The sequence below is a fragment of the Streptomyces sp. NPDC047841 genome (genome assembly GCF_040704085.1).
GTDB classification, from domain to species: domain Bacteria; phylum Actinomycetota; class Actinomycetes; order Streptomycetales; family Streptomycetaceae; genus Streptomyces; species Streptomyces argyrophylli.
This window is the reverse complement of record NZ_JBEYRP010000018.1, coordinates 21214-38410: the sequence shown is the minus strand read 5'-3', so window position 1 is coordinate 38410 and position 17197 is coordinate 21214. Positions and strand designations below refer to the sequence as shown.

Here is a 17197-nt window from a genome sequence, read left to right as displayed (position 1 = left end):
CTATCAGCCACACATGTGCGGATGACCGAATCCGCACTCTCACCTACATGTTTGAATGTGCAAGGATTTGCGGGCCGGCCGCGTTCGACCGGACCGGTCGGCCGCATTCGACCGAATGGGAGCGCCGAGGCCGCCACGGCTCCGGCGCACGAGGAATGGGAGGATCGCATGTCCACCATGAGGACGCAGGTGAAGCTACGGAGTACTGCCGTCGCCGCAGGCATGGCGGCGGCCCTGATCGGCCTCGGTGCCGGCGCGGCGAACGCCGCCGGCTGGCCTCCGCTGCAGGAAGGCGCCTACCTCTACTCGGGCACCACCGGGACGGGCTCGGTGACGAAGGTCGACCTCGGCGACCTCGGGACGTGCCACACGCTGTCCCAGGCGGCGCGGTCGATCCAGATCGCCAACGGCTCGGCCTCCGTGGAGCTGTACACCTCGGCCGGCTGCGGCGGCGCCACGGCATGGCGCAGCGGCACGCTGACCCAGACCGACCTTCCCCGCCCGATGCTGAGCTACCGGGTGGTCCCCGCGTAACGCAACCCGCAACCCGCGAAGTGCCCGGGCCCGCGCCGTCGACGGCGTGGGCCCGGGCATGTGTGTTTTCCCCGCCGGAGCCTGGCCCCGCCGGACGGCGGCCGCGCCCGTGACTTAGGCGCACCCGGGACCGCCCCCGCCGCCGGGGCGGACAGTCAAACGACGGTCGTCCGTCGCGGGCCGCGGGACGAGACTGGGAAACGTCCCGTTGATACGTATGTCGGGCGAGACGCCCCCTGTGCCGGCGTCTTGTGCGGTCCCGCACGCCTCGCCCCGGGATGCCCTACTCGCACAGTCACGTCGTCGTCGGCAGAACGGACAGAGGTACAACATGGTGAACACATGGCTGATCACGGGCGCGTCCCGGGGGTTCGGGCGCGCACTGGCGGAGGCGGTCCTGGCGGCCGGCGACCGGCTGGTGGCGACGGCGCGGCGTCCGGAGCAGCTCGCGGACCTGGTCTCCCGCCACGGCGAGCAGGTGCGCGCGGTGGCCCTCGACGTCACCGACCCCGTCGCCGCCCGGGAGGCGGTGCGGGCGGGCGTCGACGCCTTCGGCGGCCTGGACGTGGTGGTGAACAACGCCGGGTACGCCAACAGCGCCCCCATCGAGGAGATGGCGGAGGACGACTTCCGCGCCCAGTTCGAGGCGAACTTCTTCGGGGTCGTCAACGTCACCCGGGCCGCCCTGCCGGTGCTGCGCGCACAGCGCTCGGGCACGTTCGTGCAGTTCTCCTCGCTGGGCGGCCGGGTCGGCGGCACTCCGGGCATGGGTGCCTACCAGAGCGCGAAGTTCGCCGTGGAGGGCTTCTCCGAGGTCCTGGCGGGCGAGGTCGCGCCGTTCGGGGTGAAGGTCGTCATCGTGGAACCCGGTGCCTTCCGCACGGACTGGCAGGGCTCCTCGATGGAACTGCACGCCGTGGGGCCCGACTACGAGGAGACGGTCGGCGCCATGAACAAGTACCGGGCGGAGAACAGCGGCAACCAGCCCGGCGACCCGGTCCGTGCCGCCAAGGTGCTCATCGACGCCGTACGCGACGACGACCCGCCGCGCCGGCTCCTGCTCGGCGCCCAGGCGGTGACCATGGCCCTGGAAGCGGGCGAGGCCCGCGCCGCGGAGACCCGCAAGTGGGCCGCGGCCAGCCGCGCGGCGGACTTCCCGGCCGGGGAGTAGGCACGCCGCCGAGACGCCCCCGGACGTCTCCCCCGCACCCCCGACCCTCGCCCTCCTCCTCCCCACGGCACCTTTTCCCACCCCTACCAAGGAGATCACTCATGTCTCGCAAGACCTGGCTCATCACCGGCGCGTCCAGCGGCCTCGGCAAGGCCCTGGCCGAACACGTGCTGGCCCACGGCGACCAGGTGGTGGCGACCGCCAGCTCCACGCGGGCCACCACCGAACTGGCCGCGCGCTACCCGGAGACCGCGCTGGCGGCCAAGCTGGACGTCACCGAGGCCGCCGACCGCGCAGCCGCGGTCCGTGCCGCCGAGGAGCGCTTCGGCGGCATCGACGTCCTCGTCAACAACGCCGCGATCGATTTCGTCGGCGCCCTGGAGGAGCAGGACGAGAGCGACTACCGCAGGCTGTTCGAGGTCAACTTCTTCGGCGCGGTAGCCCTCACCCGGGCGGTCCTGCCCGGGATGCGCGGCCGGCGCAGCGGCACCGTCGTCAACGTCTCCTCCATGGACGGCCTCGCGAGCCTGCCCGCCAACGGCTACTACTCCGCGAGCAAGTTCGCGCTGGAGGGCTTCACGGAGGCCCTGTGGCAGGAGATCGAGCCGATCGGCCTGCACGCGATGATCATCCAGCCGGGTTCGTTCCGCACCGGCATCGAGAACCGGACGAAGGTGTCCGGCGAGAGCATCGAGGACTACGCCGCCACGGCCGGCGCCTTCCGCGCGATGATGGGCAACCTCACGCCGGACATGTTCCCCGGTGACCCGCAGCGCGCCGCCGAGGCGGTCTACGACGCCGTCAACGCCCCGCAGCCGGCCCACTGGGTCGTCCTGGGCAGCGACGCCCAGCGGCGGATCGGCGTGAAGCTCGAACAGCTGCGGGCCGAGTTCGAGGCCGGCCGGGAGCTGGCCCTGAGCACGGACTTCCCGGGGGCCGCCGACAACGCGGTGCTCTGACTCCTCCGCAGGCGCGCGGTCTCGCGGGCCCGGGCCGGCGGAGTCCCCTCCCGCTCACGCCGGCCAGTGGAGTTCGTCTCCCGGTAAGGGGGCGAACAGCCGCACGGTCTCCACGTACAGCCAGGCCAGGGTCAGCGTGATGCCGAACGCGGCGGTCCAGGAGTGGTCGCGGGACGTGCCGTGGGCGATGCCGTTCTCGACCTGCCCGAGGTGCAGCGCCAGGAAGACCGTCCCGAGGGTCACCCCCACGACGCCCGTCAGCACGCCGAGTCCCGGCGGACGCAGTCCGAGCCCCTGTGTGCCGATGAGGGGGAGGAGGAGCCAGTCGGCGCACGCCAGCAGGGCCGCCGCCAGCAGCGCGGCTCCGGTGAAGCCGTGGAACCGGCGATGCGCCCGCAGCCAGTGCAGGGCGTGGGCGAGGAGGACACCGGCACCGGCCGCCATCGTGCCCAGCACGGTCTGCACGAAGACACCCGGCGAGAGCCGGCCGGACACCGTCGTCGAGAGCACGCCGAGGAACACGCCCTGCGACGCCGCGAACGTCAGCGTCCGGGCCGGGGAGGCCGTGTTGCTGCGGCGCTGGACGAGTACCAGCGCCGCGGCGAGCAGCCCGGCGCCGCCTGCGATGCCGTACGACGCCGCCGCACCGACCGGGACGAGCGGCAGCAGCGTCCACGACAGGACGGCCATGAGGGTCGTGACCCCGAGCCCGGCCGCCGCCCGGGACAGGACACCGTCCATCGTCATCAGGTCGCCCACGACGAGCGGCGGCGGAGCGGGATCGGGCGAGGGCACCGCTTCCACCTCCGTGCCGGGGCTGATCCGGTCCGGTGCCACGGGAAGCCCGGCACCCGCCTCCGGGACCGCCGTCTTGCGCCCGCCCCCGCGCCCGAACTGCGGGCGGGACAGGATCGGATTGCTGCTCTTCAACGCGGGCTGCCGCACCGTCGGTGTCACGCCTGTTCCTCTTCTCCGCCTCCTCGGACGTACCGCGCCCCGGGCAGTCCCGCCGGCGCGGAGGCCGCCGGACATGCCGGCCGCCGCCCGCCGCCCCCCGGGGGGACGTCCCCCGCCCGTCAGCCGCTCGACGGCGGGAGGCCGGGTGCGACCGCTGCCCGACGGGCGGTCACGGCAGCTCGAATCCCAGCGCCTCGGCGGCCGTCTCGGCGGTGGGCTGCGACCAGTGCCGCGCGACGGCCTCGGCGGTGGACAGCGACCGCGGTTCGGCCACGTCCAGGTAGAGCGTGCCGTTCAGGTGGTCGGTCTCGTGCTGCACGATGCGGGCGGGCCAGCCGGTGAAGACCTCGTCGACGGCGCGACCGCGCTCGTCCTGCCCGCGCAGCCGCACCCGGGCGTACCGGGCCGTCACCGCCTGCCAGCCCGGCACGCTCAGGCATCCCTCGAAGAACGCGGCCCTGGCCTCGCCCTCGGGTTCGTACGAGGGGTTGACCAGCACCCGGAAGGGCTGCGGGGTCCGGCCCCGCGCCTCCAGGGCTTCCCCCGGCCCGCGCGCCCCGTCCTCCAGCACGGCGATCCTCAACGGCACGCCGACCTGGGGCGCGGCCAGTCCGACGCCCGGAGCCGCGAGCATCGTCTCGCGCAGCGCGGCCGTGAACCGGTCGAGCAGCGCGTCGTCGAGCTGGCCGTCGTACGGTTCGGCGGTCCGGCGCAGCACCGGGTCACCGGCGGCCACGATGGGCAACGGGCCGCCGTGCTGGAGGAGTTCCTCCACCAGCCGGGTGAGGGGGGCGGGTGTCGGCTGCGGAGCGGACATGGGTCCTACTTCCCGGGTGGACGCGGAGACAGGTGCGCTTCACACGTGTCCTGATCATCTTCCACACGTATGCGAGGGAGCCCCCGGTTCACCCGGCCGGGCCGGCACCGGCCGCCGGTCGGCCCGGACGGCCGGTGAAGGGCGCCTGTGGCACCGCGGGATCAGGCGGGGAGGACGTTGTGGTTGAAGCGGAAGACGTTGTCCGGGTCGTACTGCTTCTTCACCGCGGTGAGCCGCTCGAACCGCTCCGGCCCGTACGCCTCGCGCACCCCCTCGGCGTCGGTCGCCTCGTCCGGGGAGAGGAAGTTCACCATGTTCCGCCGCGCCGCCCACGGCCGCAGCCCGTCGACCAGCTTGGCGAGGTCGGCCCGCAGCGCGTCCTCATGGCCCGGCGCCCCCACCGCGAAGGCGAAGAGGACGTACGGCAGGCCACGGCTCGACACCGCATCAGGGACGGCCGGCTCCCGGTCGAAGGCACCGCCGAGCGCCCGGATCTCCACGTTCGCCAGCGTGCACCCCGACTCCGCGCCGACCAGTTCCAGCAGTGCCCGTTCCGTTTCCTCGGTGAACTCGTCCAGGCAGACACTGCGGTCGCAGTACGGCATCGGGTCCACCGGGTCCATGTGGATCTCCCCGATGGCCGAGTAGGGCTTCTCCCCCACCAGGTCGATCAGCGCCGGCGCGGCCGCGCGCAGCGGCGCGATCAGGTCGGCGCCGTCGGCGGCCGGGCCCAGGTAGCCGATCCGCAGGCTGACGACGAAGGCGCCGCGCAGCGGTTCGGGCAGCACCGGGATGTCGGGCAGTCGCTGGACGGCCACGGAGGAGGTCATGTCCTCCCCCACCGTGGGCAGCCAGGCGCGCCAGGCGGTGAGCACCTGGGCCAGGTGCTCACCGGGGAAGTAGATGCAGCCGCCGTAGAAGCGGGAGACCGGAAACACCTCGAACTCGATCTCGGTCACGACACCGAAGTTGCCCTTGCCGCCGCGCACGGCCCAGAACAGGTCGGGTTCGCTCACCGGGGTCACCTCGCGCAGCTCCCCGTCCGCGGTGACCATGGTCAGCCGGCGGACGTGGTCGGCCGCGTAGCCCAGGCTCCGCCCCAGCAGCGGGCTCTGGCCGCCGCCCAGGGTGTAGCCGACGACGCCGACGCCGGGCGCCGAGCCGACGAGGGGGGCGAGGCCGTGCTCGGCGGTGCGCGGCAGCACGTCGTCCCACCGGACACCCGCCTCGACCCGCACGAGGCGTTCCCGCTCGTCGACGACGATGCCCCGCATCCGCCGCGTCGTGATCAGCAGGCCGCCCTCGGCCGACGAGACCACCTGGTGGGCCGCGGACTTCACCGCGACGGGCAGGCCGTGCCGCCCGGCGAACCGGACCGCGGCCCGCACGTCGGAGGCGTCGGCCGCCCCGACCACCACGGCCGGACGGAGGGCGCAGGTCAGGTTGAACGTGGCGCACTCCTCCTCGTACCCCGCGGCTCCCGGCTCCAGAACGGGGCCGCGCACGGACCCACGCAGGTCCGCCAGGTCCGCCGGCCGGACATTGACACTCGCCACGCTGATCACACCTCACTGCGCACATGTGGAGCGTCCCGCCGAGACCATCCGTGTCCCGGCAGACGGAACGCACAGGGACACACCCTGACGTCACCGGAACGAGTCGGACACACCTAATCGTTCACTCCGGCGGGGCCGTCTCACATATCGACGGAATCGGTCCTTGACAGGGCCCACCTCACGCACGCGCTCACTCACACGCACACGTGAACCGGTCACCGGCGAGGACGCGGCCGGGGCACTCGCCGTGCAGCGGCTGCCGGCCGGACCATCGCTCTCCTCCCGGACACCCTGGGCGGAGCGCCCCTTGGACCAGGTGGGCGAGATCCGTGCCCTGGGCTGCGCGCCGGACCGGGAGCCGCCGGTGCCGGACGCCGTGCCCTCGCGTGGACTGCCCTTTCCCGCTCCGCGCCGCTGGCTGCGTGCGGCCGGCTTCGCCGCCCTCGGGGGGCGCGCCGGCGGCCGAGGCGCCGCCGGGCCCGCCGGGTCCGCGTCGCCTCCCGGGTGACAACACATGTCACTCGGCGGACCGCGCACACCCGTGCCCGGAGCGGCTCGTCCGCCCGCTGACGGGAGCCACCCGCACAGAGGGAGCACAAGAAACATTTCAGCCATACCGCGTGACGGAAACCTCACGGGCATTTAGGCTGCTGTCCCGAGTGGGGTGGAAAGGTGGCGGCCGGTGCGGTACCGGCCGGGCGGCCGTCGCCGCGACGGAGCGGAGGCGGCGGCGTAGCCTCGCACTGCGCCCGGAGCACCCGTGCGCACAGGTGGGCCGATCCGCACCGGGTGTGAGGTCAGCGCTGGAGGGAGTGGGGGACGGTGGAACCGAGCATCGGAGCGATAGTCGGCCGCGAACAGGAGCAGGAGGTGCTCTCCGCCTTCGTGGCCGCCCCCGAGGGACGGGCCCTCGTCCTGCGGGGCGACACGGGTGTCGGCAAGAGCGCCCTGCTGGACTACGCCGCCGACCTCGCCGCGGACGAGAAGCACCGCGTGATCCGGGCCGTCGGAGTCGAGGCCGAGTCGGAGCTGCCCTTCGCCGGGCTGCACCAGTTCCTGTACCCGCTGCTGTCCTACATCGACCGGCTCGACGTCGGCCACCGAGGGGTGTTCGACGTCGTCTTCGGCCGGAGCGAGGGCCCGCCCCCCTCGGTCATGACCCTCGGCATCGCCGTCCTCGACCTGCTCTCGCTCGCGGCGTCGCAGAAGCCGCTCCTGCTGGTGCTGGACGACGGCCAGTGGCTGGACGCCTCCAGCATCGAGGTGTGCGGGTTCGTGGGCCGCCGGCTCACCGGCAGCTCGGTGAAGCTCGCGGTCGGCCTGCGCGCCGACCTCGCCTCCGGCTTCGACACCGCAGCGCTGCCCGCTGTGCCGGTGACCACGCTGTCGGAGAAGGCCTCCGAGCAGCTGCTGGACATGCGCCACCCGGGCCTGGACCCCCAACTGCGCCGGCTGGTCCTCGACGAGGCCCAGGGCAACCCGCTCGCCCTGCTGGAGCTGCCGCCCTATGTGCGCGGCAACCTCCCCGCCCACGGCTCCGGGGAATCGTTCGGCTACACCGGCGTCCCGCTGCCCCTGCGGCTCCAGCACGTCTACGGCGCACGTATCGAGGGTCTCGGGGACGCCGTACGCGCGGAGCTGCTGCGCGGCGCCCTGGACGGTGTCGCGGCGGGCACCACGGCCGGCGGTGCCCGTGGCGCGCGCTACCGCATGCGGGACGCCGACGAGGCCGCGGCCTGCGGTCTGCTGGACATCGACCCGCTCAACGGCGACTTCGTGTTCCGGCACCCCCTGGTCCGGTCGACCGCCGTGCAGATCGCCACCCCGAACGAGCGGCGCGCGGCGCACGCGTCCCTGGCGGAGGTGCACCGCGCCGACGTGGAACGGCGCGCGTACCACCTCGGGGCCTCGGCGGTCGACCCGGACGAGGAGATCGCCGCCGCGCTGGAGACGGCCGCCGAGTCGGCCACCCGACGGGGCGGCGCGCGGGCCGCCGTCGCCTGGCTGACCCGGGCGGCGGAGCTGAGCGAGAACCACGAGGAGCGCTCCCGCAGACTCGGCGACGCCGCGTTCATCGCCGGGCACGCCGGCCGGCTCGACCAGGCCCAGCAGCTCGTCGGCTCCGACTCGACCGCGGGAAGAATCGATACTCCCGCCTCGGTGGTGGCATCGGCCTACGTCGCGCTCTACGAAGACGGGGACGTCCGCTCCTCCCAGCACCAGGTGCTCGCGGCGATCGAGGGCGTCCGTGACAGCGGTGCGACCGAGCCGGCCGAGGTCCTGACCCGGCTGGTGAACCTGCTGCTGGCCATCAACCAGTACGCGAGCGACGCGGCGTCCTGGGAGCGGGCACACCGGCTCATCGACTCGCTGGGCGACCTGGTGTCCCCGCATTCGCGCCTCTACCAGGACGCCTGGGGCGACGTGGTGCGCCGGGGAGCGGGCGTGCACGAGCGGGTGGAGCGGGCCTTCGCGGACCTCGGCACGCTGGATCCCTGGGACATCAGCAGGCTGTCGGTCGCCGCCTACCACGTGGACACGCTCAGTCAGTACCGGCCGCACCTCCAGCGCATCGTGGACCGCGAGCTGGAGACCGGGGCCCAGGTCTCCGGTATGACCATGCTGCACCTGATCATGCTGGACCAGATCGCCGTCGGCGAGTGGGACGAGGCGGACCGCACCGGGCAGCGCGGGCTGGAGCTGATGACATCACAGCAGCACACGTTGTTCGCCCATCACAGCAAGGCGTATCTGGGGCTGCTGGCGGCGATGCGCGGCGAGGTGGAACGGGCGCGGGAGCTCCAGGCCGCCGTCGACGCCTGGGCCCGCCCCCGCGGCGTCGGCTTCCTCACCCAGATCGCCGACGCCATCGGCACCACCGCCGCCCTCAGCGAGGGCGACTACGAAGCCGCCTACCTCCACGCCATCGGCATCACCCCGCCCGGCGCCTTCGAGCCCTACTCCCACCAGGCGTCCCGTACCCTGCTCGACCTCGTCGAGGCCGCCCTGCACACCGGCCGCTCCGAGCAGGCCCGCGGGCACGCCCTGGCCGCCCAGCGGGCGCGGCTGCCCGAGATCTCACCCCGCCTGGCCCTCGTCACCTACGGCGCCCTCGCCATGACCGCCGCCGATCCCGCCGAGGCCGAACAGTTCTACGACCGGGCCGAGAACCAGCCCGCCGGAACCCGCTTCCCCTTCGAGCTGGCCCGGATCCGCCTCGCCCGCGGCATCCGGCTGCGTCACACCCAGGGACGCAAGGCCGCACGTCCGCCCCTGACCCTGGCGGCGGAGGCGTTCGAACGCCTCGGCGCGACCACGTGGACCGAACGGGCCCGTGCCGAACTGCGGACCACCGGCACCCCCGCCCACCCCTCCGCCGCCCACCTCGCCGCGCTGACCTGGCAGGAACGCCGTATCGCCGACCTCGCCGCCGGCGGCCTGACCAACAAGGAGATCGGCCAGCGGATGCACCTGTCACCGCGCACGGTCAGCTCCCACCTCTACCGCGTCTTCCCCAAGCTGGGCATCAGCTCCCGGGCCGCCCTGCGCGACGCCCTGGGCAAACTCCGCGACGAGCAGAGCGTGTGAGGGGGAAGGCCGGGAAAGGGGCCCGGCACGAGCCGGCCGGGGTCGGCTGGGACCGTGCACCGCGGATCTGTTCCAGGGCCGCGGTACATGGTGACGCCCGCGACACGAGGATCATGGTGACGCCGACGGCACGACGGTCACGGTGACGCCCACGACACGGCCGTCACCGCGGTGGCCTCGGTGACGGTGGCGAGCCGGTCGTAGTCGAGCGTCTCCGGCACGTCCGTGCCCCGGTGGTAGTGGGGGTTCCGGAAGTTCGCGGTGTCCGTGAGCATGAGCGCGGGAACACCCCGGTTCCAGAACGGCGCGTGATCGCTGCGCCCCAGGTGGTTGGCCGGAGGCACGGCGAGCCCGATCAGCAGCCCGAGCAGCCCGTCGGGACGCGGGTCGCGCAGCAGCAGGCCGCTGACGGACGGCGAGGCCGCCGCGGCGGCCCGCTTCCACACCTCGGCCGCGGCGGCCGAGGAACGGCGGTGCACCACCAGGGTGAAGTCGCCCCGGTAGCCCTCGTCACGGGTCGCGGCGGACGCTTCGGGGAAGACGCGCCCGAAGCCGGCGGGCAGACGCTGCGTCCCCGGGTCGTCGGCGAAGTAGCCGACCGACTCCAGACAGATCATCCCGCGCACACCGCCGTCGCCGACCAGTTCCCGGGCGATCTGGCGGGAGCCGATGAGACCCAGCTCCTCCATGTCGAACACGGCCAGGACGACGCGCGGGGCGACGGGCGACGCGGCCAGCAGACGTGCCGTCTCCAGGACCACCGCGACCCCCGAGGCGTTGTCGTCGGCGCCCGGGCTGCCGCTGACGCTGTCCAGGTGCGCGCCGATCACCACGGCCGGCCCGGCACCGCGACCGGGCAGCTCGGCGATGAGGTTCGCGCCGCGCAGCCGCCGGTGGAGCCGGGGCTTGAGGGCGAGGGCCCGGTGTCCGTGCCGGTCGGTGGCGCCGGCCTGCCAGCGCACGTCGAACGGCTGCCGCCGCACCAGCCAGCCCGCCGCGGTCAGTTCGTCGTGCACGTACGCCTCGGCACGTTCCATCATGTCCGGCGCCCGGCGCCGGCTGCGCGGGCCCGCGGCCAGGAACTCCACGTGCCGCCGCAGCCTGCCGGCGTCCGGGCGGGGGCTCCGGCCGGGCGCCGTCGTCGGGTCGTTCGTCATCCGGTACTCCGGTCACCACGGGGATCAGGGACAGCGCGCCGGCCGACGGCCGGGCCCCCGGCAACGGTCAAGAGCGACGGGAGGGGAGCGCTCGGGGCGAATTTTAGTCGGCCGATCAGTGAACCCGCGCCGGTTTCCGGCCCGTTGATCCAGAGGAGGACTCCTGCGGCCGGTGTGTTCATCGGCTGGCCCGGCCGCAGGAAGGGAGCGGCCGTCCACACGTTCTTCCCTGATGTGGGGGCGGCCGCTCCACCCCCCGTCCGTCCCCGGGGACCGTCGTCGGTTCCCCGGACATGTCACAGGACCAGCCTCTCCGCACGCCACACGGCCACCGGGCGATGTCGGACCCTGTCGTCACACGTGTCGCTGCGGGCAAGGATGCGCGTGAGCCGGGTGGGTGCCGCGGGCCGCGGACCCACTGAGACACCTGTTCTTCGGGGCGTTAGAGTCGAGAGAAGTGTCAGTGTCTCGGTGTGAAGGACGGGTATGGGCGGGTCGCAGGAGAGTACCGGGACGTGGGAGGACGCCGCCCTGACCCGGGCCGCGCAGGCGGGCGACGTGTCGGCCCTGGCGCTGCTGCTGGAGCGGCACCGGCCGAGGATGCGCGCGGTGGCACTCAGCCTGCTGGGGCCGGGCCCGGACGTGGACGACGTCATGCAGGAGGCGGCGCTGGTGGCGCTGCGGCGGATCGTGGACGTACGCGATCCCGAAGCGGTGGGACCGTGGCTGCGCATGGTCGTACGCAACCACTGCCGCGGCCTGCTGCGGGCCTCCCGGCGGACGGAACCCCTGGACGAGGTGCCGCTGCCGCAGGACGGCGGGACTCCCGAGCAGGTGCTGGAGAGCCACGCACTGCGGGACTGGATCTGGGAGGCGGTCGAGTCGCTGTCCCCGACCCTGCGGCTGCCGGTGGTGCTGCGCTACTTCTCCACCGGGATCACCTCCTACCAGCAGATCGCCGGAGCCTGTGCGGTGCCGGTGCGTACCGTGCGCAGCCGCCTGCACCAGGCCCGCGCCGCACTGGCCCGGACCCTCGCGGACACGGCGGACTCCGGGCACGAGGACGTGCTGCGCCGTACGGCGGAGAGCTGGCGGGAGGCACACGACACGCTGGCGGCCGCCGAGCGCGGCGAGTTCGGCAAGGTGGTCAGGGACCGCTACTCCCCCGGGGTCTCGCTGCTGGTCGGCGGGGAACGGCTCGGCGGTGCCGACCTGCTGCTGTCGGGCATGGACCTCGACCTCTCGGCGGGGGTGCGCCAGCGGCCCCGCCACATCGTGGCCGGCCGGTCCCTCGTCGTGTGGGAGATGGAGCTGATCAGCCCGGCGGACGACCCGGACCACTGCCCGCCGGGCGTCGCCTGGATCATGACGCTGGACGCGGGCCGCGTCGACCGGGTCTCCCTGTACCACAGCCCCCACCCCGAGGCGCTCCCCGAGCCCGTGGCGGCCTGAGCCCACACCTTCACGGAGGTGTGACGCAGGTCACCTCGTTCGGATCCAACTTTCCGGTTCCGGCGGTGTCGTGTCGGTGCAACCCGCGTCCACACGGCTCATGGAGGCCCCGATGACCGCGTTCCACACGCACCACGACGGCTCGACCCCCGACACCGACCCGCTCTCCCCCGGCACCCACACCTACCGGCTGGCCGGACTGGTGCAGCGTTACCACGTCCACGGCGCCGGTCCGGTGTGCGTGGCCCACTCGGGCGGCCCCGGCATCCACTGGGAGTACATGCGGATGCCCGCCCTCGAGGAGCACCTGACCATGGTGTACGTCGAGCCCGTCGGCACCGCCGAGGACAGCCGTCTGCCCTCGCACCCGCACGGGTACACCCGGGAGCGCTACAGCAGCTTCCTCGAGACGCTGATCAACCGGCTGGGGGTGTCCCGGGTGCACCTGCTGGGGCACTCGCACGGCGCCTTCGTGGCCGCCTACCACGCCCTGCACCGGTCCGGGCAGCTGGCCGGTGTCGTGCTCTACGAGGGCGCTCCCGTCACGGGGCCCGAGCACGGCGCGGAGGCGGCCCGCATGGTGGAGGCGTTCGTGGCGAAGCACGCCGGCCACCCGGGACTGCCGGGTGTGCTGGCCGCGTTCGGTGCGATGTCCGGCATGTCCAGTGACGAGGACACCGTGGCGGTCGCCCGGGGTGTGCTGCCGTCGTACTTCGCCGACTACTGGGGGAACGAGGAGAAGTACGTGCCCTTCCGGGACGCGATCCGGGCCACGTACATCTCCGGCCTGGACGAGGACCTCACCCCGGACGTCGTCGACGACCGTGCCGCGCTCAAGGGGCTGACGGTGCCGGCCCTGGTGATCGTGGGCCGTCACGACGTGATCTGCGGAGTGCGCTGGGGCCTGGAACTGGACGAACTGATCCCCGACTCGCGGCTGCTGGTGCTGGAGGGCAGCGGTCACATGGGGCACGTCGAGGAACCCGGAAGGTTCGCGGACGCGGTCCTCGACTTCGTACGCGAGACGGCACCGCGGGGTGGCACGGCGTAGCGCCCGGCCTGCCATGCCACGCGGGGCCCCGGCGGGGGCGCGCTCGACGGGGGCCGGCGGGGCTGCTCCTCGGGGGCCCTGGCGGGGGGCACTCGACGGGGACTGCGGCGGGGCCACGCTCCACGGGGACCCCGGCCTGGGCTGCTCCGCGGGGGGCCCGGCGGAGGCATGCTCCAGCTCCACGGTGACCCCGGCGGGGGCACGCTCCACGGGGCCCGGCGGGGCTGCTCCTCGGGGGCCCCGGCGGCGGCATGCTCCAGCTCCACGGTGACCCCGGCGGGGGCACGCTCCACGGGGCCCGGCGGGGGCACGCTCCACGGGGCCCGGCGGGGCTGCTCCTCGGGGGCCCCGGCGGGGGGCACTCGACGGGGACTGTGACGGGGACACGCTCCACGGGGACCCCGGCCTGGGCTGCTCCGCGGGGGGCCCGGCGGCGGCATGCTCCAGCTCCACGGTGGCCCCGGCGGGGGCACGCTCGACGGGGGCCCGGCGGGGCGCAGTCGACGGGACTCCGGCGGGGGCACGCTCCACGGGGACCCCGGCAGGGACACGCCCCACAGGGACCCCAGCAAAGTTGCCGCACGAGCACCCCGGCAGGAACACGCCCCACGGAAACCCCAGCAAGGCTGCACCACAGGCCCCCCAGCAGAGCGGCTTCTCGGGAGCAGGGGACGCTCGCCGTGCGACGCGGCCGGGGGCCGGGGCGGACCGGCGGGCATTGCGCGGGGCGGACGCGCCGGGCCGGTCGCCGGTCCGGCCGCACGTCGGGTCCTGCGCGACGTCCGGCCCCGTGCCCCGGCGCGCGGCGTACGCGAGGCGGTGACGACGCCTCGGCGGACGCCGCGCCGGGAGCCGTTCGCGCGGCGCGGGCACGCGGGTCAGGTGCCGGCCGGTCTGACGCTGTTCAGCAGGTCGGCCATGGCGTCGCTCGTCACCGTGGCGACCGGGATGCGCGAGCACTCGGACATCTCCAGGACGACGACATCCGCGGACCCGGAACGTCCCGCCTTCCACAGCCGCGACCGGCCCTGCGCTCCCACGCTTTCGCAGCCGTCCGCCGAAGGTTTCACGGGCGACGCGGTCATGCCCGCCGACTCCTCCCTCTCACCGGCCGGCCGCAGGACGATGAGCACCTCCCCGTCGGCCAGCCGCGTCAGCGGCCGGCAGGTGCCCACGGCGTCCCGCGTGTCGCTCACACACGCGCCGCGGGCGGGCGGGGACAGCGGCTGGGACGCGAGGAACGCGACCGGTCCTCCGCGGGCGTCGTCGACGGACAGGGCGTACCACCCTCGCGGCAGAGTGACGTCGACCGCCCGCTCCGGCCCGAGCAGACGCACCGATGCGGCGGGGCCGCGCACGGGGGCGACCAGGGACGACACGGGGGACGCCGTCGACGCCGTCCCGTGCGGCGGACCCGCGTCGCGCAGTCCCGGCAGTACGAGGGCGAGGACGGCGACGGCGGTCAGGCCGGCCGCGAGCGCCGCCGCGTTGCGCCGGCGCCGGCGCCGCGCCTTCCGCCGGATGCCGGCCATCCGCCCGGGTGCGGGGCCGGGCGCCGGAACCGCAGCCTCCAGGAGGCTGCGGACCGCGCGCTCCACCTCGTTCCACTGCTCCTCATCCGGCTCGGCGGCCATGACTGATCCCCTTCCATACCCCGGGCACGGTCTCCAGTTCCGCCCGCAGTGTCCTCAGCGCCTTGGCCGCCTGGCTCTTCACGGTGCCGGGGTGACAGCCAAGCACCTGCGCGGTCTCCTCCACGCTCAGTTCCTCGAAGTACCGCAGGACCACCACCGCCCGCTGCCGGGCGGGCAGCCTCCGGACGACCAGGGCGAGTGACTGCTCCAGGTCCACGGCGTCGAACGGGTCACCGGTCCCCGCGCTCTCGGGCATCCGCCCGTGTTCGTGCGGTATCTCCCCCCGCCAGCGCCGCTGCCACCACGACAGGTGGGTGTTGACCAGCGCCTTGCGTACGTACGCCTCCGGGTTCTCCGCGCCGACCCTGCGCCACTTGGGCCACACCTTCGCCAGCACCGTCTGCAGGAGGTCCTCCGCTAAGTGTGCGTCACCCGTCAGGAGCCAGGCGACCCGCAGAAGTCTGGGCCCACGTGCCGTCACGAACTCCTCGAAGGTCGCGTCGGCCCTCCCCGCCGTCCTCATCTCACTCCCGTCCCCGAAGGTGGCCCCGCACCCTTCCACACGCATGAACACCCTTCACGGTTGCCGGCCCGCACGGAACGCGCGACACCTGCGTCGCTCCCGGCACACCTGGTGGATACACATGGCTCGCAGACCCGCGTGACGGACGGAAGCCGCGCCCACCGTCAGAAGTACAGGGCGCGGTGGTTGCGGTAGGCGAACGCGTCGCCCGAGCTGAGTATGGCGACGATGTCCTCGCAGAAGTGCCGGTAGTCCGTCTCCTGCTCGGCGGACAGAGTCACCGAGACGACCGGCTCGGGGCCCACCGCCTGCCGCAGGGTGCTGAGCAGGCCGTCCGACGGCGTCAGCAGCAGGACGTCCAGGACGCGCCGGAGACCGTCGGGGAGGACCGGCTCCCGCCCTGGTGGCGGGGCGGGTGTCCCGGTGGACGTGAACAGCTCCAGACAGGCGAGCAGATTGCCGAGGTCGGTCGCCGTGACCTCCACCGGGTACAGGCTCGTCAGCTGGTCGCCGCCCGGACCGTACAGCGCGTACCTGACCTGGACCCGGCCGCCCTGTGCGGGGCCGGCGGACTGGCTCGCGGCGTACCACTCGAACCACAGCGGCAGTTGCACCAGCACGTGCACCCAGCTGTCGTAGGCGTCCGAGATGACGTCCTCGTCGTCGGTCCGCAGTCCCTCGCTGTGCAGTCGGTGGAGGTGCCGGAGAAGGGGTTCCTCAAGGCTCTCGAACTTCGCGAAGAAGACGGGATCGTCGGGGATGAGAATGTGCAAGGCCCCTCCTCTCACCAGCTCGTCGCCTCGTGAGGGCGAGCGGTCGCCCGGCGGCCGGAAGCCTGTCATGAGGATGAACGGAGCAGCCCTGCGCGGAGTTCATCCGTCTGCCACCCGGTCACATGCATCCTGGCACACATATCGCTGGGCGACGAAGCGCGGACCGCCCTGCGGGACCTGCCCCATCGGCCCTGAAACGCTGCACGACCGACGTGAAATGTGTTACCGCGCACGGTTCACCGGCACATCTACCAGGTATTCCGTTCGGAAGACGGCTCATGTGGGTAGGAAACGTCGGCATCACTCTTCCGCGCGAGTGCACATCAGCACGTATCGTGAACAGTGAGCATGCCCGGGCGAACCGTCCGGCGTCGACACTTTCCGGCACGGGACCCCCTGCGTGGGTACCATGCACACGTCATTTATATCGAGGAGTGAATGGTCGTGACCACACAGTCAGCCGCCACACTCCGATCGCGGTACGTGGAACAAGCCGCATCGGACCTGGAGGAGAACCGCCGACGGCAGCAGGAGCTGGCGTCGAAGATCGAGGTGCTGAAGCAGGAGGAGGCACTCCTGGCCGACATCTTGAACCTCGCCGAGCGGTACGAGGGCTTCGCGGACGCGTCGCGTCTGCCGGAGCAGTTGCAGGACGAGCCGGCCGTCGGGAAGGTGAAGCGCGCCCCGGGCGGAGGCGGCTCACGGCGGCCGGCACCGGCCAGGACCGCCACCGCGGGCGGCGCGGCGCAGGCGGGCGCGAAGGGGAAGTCGCGTCAGCCTCTGCTCGGTGACCTGCTCACGGATCTGCTCGGCCACCACGACGAGCCGCAGCCGGCGAAGGAGCTGCGGGACGAGCTGATGGCGAAGCACCCGGACCGCGCCCCCACCCCGCAGGTGGTGCGCAACACCCTTGAGTCGCTGGTCGCCAAGGGCCGCATCCGGCGTCACAAGCAGCAGCGTTCGGTCATGTACACCCTGCTGGAGCCCGGCGCCTGACGTCAGCGCCCGTCCCGCGGGCAGGCTGT

14 protein-coding genes are annotated in these 17197 nt (G+C 73.4%); 7 read left to right on the top strand and 7 right to left on the bottom strand.

Annotated features, from left to right (window positions below; translation table 11 throughout):
- Nucleotides 1-168: 168 nt before the first annotated feature.
- The 3 genes from AB0947_RS28995 (at nucleotide 169) to AB0947_RS28985 (ending at nucleotide 2664) form a co-directional block, all read left to right on the top strand.
- Nucleotides 169-534 carry a hypothetical protein gene (locus AB0947_RS28995; RefSeq protein WP_366753290.1) on the top strand — a complete coding sequence of 122 codons (366 nt, stop codon included), beginning with the start codon at nucleotides 169-171 and terminating at the stop codon, nucleotides 532-534.
- A gap of 331 nt (nucleotides 535-865) precedes the next feature.
- On the top strand, nucleotides 866-1705 hold the full coding sequence (locus AB0947_RS28990) for an oxidoreductase (protein WP_366753289.1): 840 nt from the start codon (nucleotides 866-868) through the stop codon (nucleotides 1703-1705).
- A gap of 101 nt (nucleotides 1706-1806) precedes the next feature.
- On the top strand, nucleotides 1807-2664 hold the full coding sequence (locus tag AB0947_RS28985) for an oxidoreductase (RefSeq protein WP_366753288.1): 858 nt from the start codon (nucleotides 1807-1809) through the stop codon (nucleotides 2662-2664).
- A 54-nt stretch (nucleotides 2665-2718) separates the two neighbouring features.
- Here AB0947_RS28985 and AB0947_RS28980 read toward each other — a convergent pair whose 3' ends face one another.
- From AB0947_RS28980 to AB0947_RS28970, 3 genes are all read right to left on the bottom strand, one after another.
- Complete coding sequence (locus AB0947_RS28980; protein WP_366753287.1) at nucleotides 2719-3621, bottom strand: Bax inhibitor-1/YccA family protein; 903 nt, start codon at nucleotides 3619-3621, stop codon at nucleotides 2719-2721.
- Nucleotides 3622-3790: 169 nt separating this feature from the next.
- The gene (locus AB0947_RS28975; protein ID WP_366753286.1) at nucleotides 3791-4438 is read right to left on the bottom strand and encodes a peptide deformylase; all 648 of its coding nucleotides are present in this window, start codon (nucleotides 4436-4438) and stop codon (nucleotides 3791-3793) included.
- A gap of 161 nt (nucleotides 4439-4599) precedes the next feature.
- Nucleotides 4600-5994: an FAD-binding oxidoreductase gene (locus AB0947_RS28970; RefSeq protein WP_366753285.1), complete on the bottom strand. Its 1395-nt coding sequence runs from the start codon at nucleotides 5992-5994 to the stop codon at nucleotides 4600-4602.
- Nucleotides 5995-6816: 822 nt separating this feature from the next.
- Here AB0947_RS28970 and AB0947_RS28965 point away from each other — a divergent pair.
- Nucleotides 6817-9582, top strand: coding sequence for an AAA family ATPase (locus tag AB0947_RS28965; protein ID WP_366753284.1), 2766 nt, complete (start codon nucleotides 6817-6819; stop codon nucleotides 9580-9582).
- A gap of 137 nt (nucleotides 9583-9719) precedes the next feature.
- Here AB0947_RS28965 and AB0947_RS28960 read toward each other — a convergent pair whose 3' ends face one another.
- Entirely contained in the window at nucleotides 9720-10739 is a 1020-nt protein-coding gene (locus AB0947_RS28960; protein WP_366753283.1) for a M28 family peptidase, read from the bottom strand.
- A gap of 486 nt (nucleotides 10740-11225) precedes the next feature.
- Between AB0947_RS28960 and AB0947_RS28955 the strand changes: the two genes are divergently transcribed.
- Both AB0947_RS28955 and AB0947_RS28950 read left to right on the top strand, forming a co-directional pair.
- Nucleotides 11226-12191 carry a sigma-70 family RNA polymerase sigma factor gene (locus AB0947_RS28955; protein WP_366753282.1) on the top strand — a complete coding sequence of 322 codons (966 nt, stop codon included), beginning with the start codon at nucleotides 11226-11228 and terminating at the stop codon, nucleotides 12189-12191.
- Nucleotides 12192-12303: 112 nt separating this feature from the next.
- Complete coding sequence (locus AB0947_RS28950; RefSeq protein WP_366753281.1) at nucleotides 12304-13242, top strand: alpha/beta hydrolase; 939 nt, start codon at nucleotides 12304-12306, stop codon at nucleotides 13240-13242.
- Between the two features lie 878 nt (nucleotides 13243-14120).
- Here AB0947_RS28950 and AB0947_RS28945 read toward each other — a convergent pair.
- The 3 genes from AB0947_RS28945 to AB0947_RS28935 all read right to left on the bottom strand — a co-directional run bounded on the left by AB0947_RS28945 (nucleotide 14121) and on the right by AB0947_RS28935 (nucleotide 16172).
- Nucleotides 14121-14876 (bottom strand): hypothetical protein, encoded by a 756-nt coding sequence (locus AB0947_RS28945; RefSeq protein ID WP_366753280.1) that lies wholly within the window; start codon nucleotides 14874-14876, stop codon nucleotides 14121-14123.
- Nucleotides 14857-15399, bottom strand: a complete 543-nt coding sequence (locus tag AB0947_RS28940) for a SigE family RNA polymerase sigma factor (protein WP_366753279.1) — start codon at nucleotides 15397-15399, stop codon at nucleotides 14857-14859. Before AB0947_RS28940 ends, AB0947_RS28945 begins: the two co-directional genes overlap by 20 nt.
- 164 nt (nucleotides 15400-15563) lie before the next feature.
- On the bottom strand, nucleotides 15564-16172 hold the full coding sequence (locus AB0947_RS28935; protein WP_366753278.1) for a hypothetical protein: 609 nt from the start codon (nucleotides 16170-16172) through the stop codon (nucleotides 15564-15566).
- Nucleotides 16173-16616: 444 nt separating this feature from the next.
- Between AB0947_RS28935 and AB0947_RS28930 the strand changes: the two genes are divergently transcribed.
- Nucleotides 16617-17168 (top strand): hypothetical protein, encoded by a 552-nt coding sequence (locus tag AB0947_RS28930; RefSeq protein WP_366753277.1) that lies wholly within the window; start codon nucleotides 16617-16619, stop codon nucleotides 17166-17168.
- Nucleotides 17169-17197: the final 29 nt, after the last annotated feature.

Bases quoted from the DNA above. Each gene is read 5' to 3' on its own strand.
- AB0947_RS28995 (WP_366753290.1), top strand. From the start codon at position 169: ATGTCCACCATGAGGACGCAGGTGAAGCTACGGAGTACTGCCGTCGCC.
- AB0947_RS28990 (WP_366753289.1), top strand. From the start codon at position 866: ATGGTGAACACATGGCTGATCACGGGCGCGTCCCGGGGGTTCGGGCGC.
- AB0947_RS28985 (WP_366753288.1), top strand. From the start codon at position 1,807: ATGTCTCGCAAGACCTGGCTCATCACCGGCGCGTCCAGCGGCCTCGGC.
- AB0947_RS28975 (WP_366753286.1), bottom strand. From the start codon at position 4,438: ATGTCCGCTCCGCAGCCGACACCCGCCCCCCTCACCCGGCTGGTGGAG.
- AB0947_RS28960 (WP_366753283.1), bottom strand. From the start codon at position 10,739: ATGACGAACGACCCGACGACGGCGCCCGGCCGGAGCCCCCGCCCGGAC.
- AB0947_RS28955 (WP_366753282.1), top strand. From the start codon at position 11,226: ATGGGCGGGTCGCAGGAGAGTACCGGGACGTGGGAGGACGCCGCCCTG.
- AB0947_RS28950 (WP_366753281.1), top strand. From the start codon at position 12,304: ATGACCGCGTTCCACACGCACCACGACGGCTCGACCCCCGACACCGAC.
- AB0947_RS28945 (WP_366753280.1), bottom strand. From the start codon at position 14,876: ATGGCCGCCGAGCCGGATGAGGAGCAGTGGAACGAGGTGGAGCGCGCG.
- AB0947_RS28940 (WP_366753279.1), bottom strand. From the start codon at position 15,399: ATGAGGACGGCGGGGAGGGCCGACGCGACCTTCGAGGAGTTCGTGACG.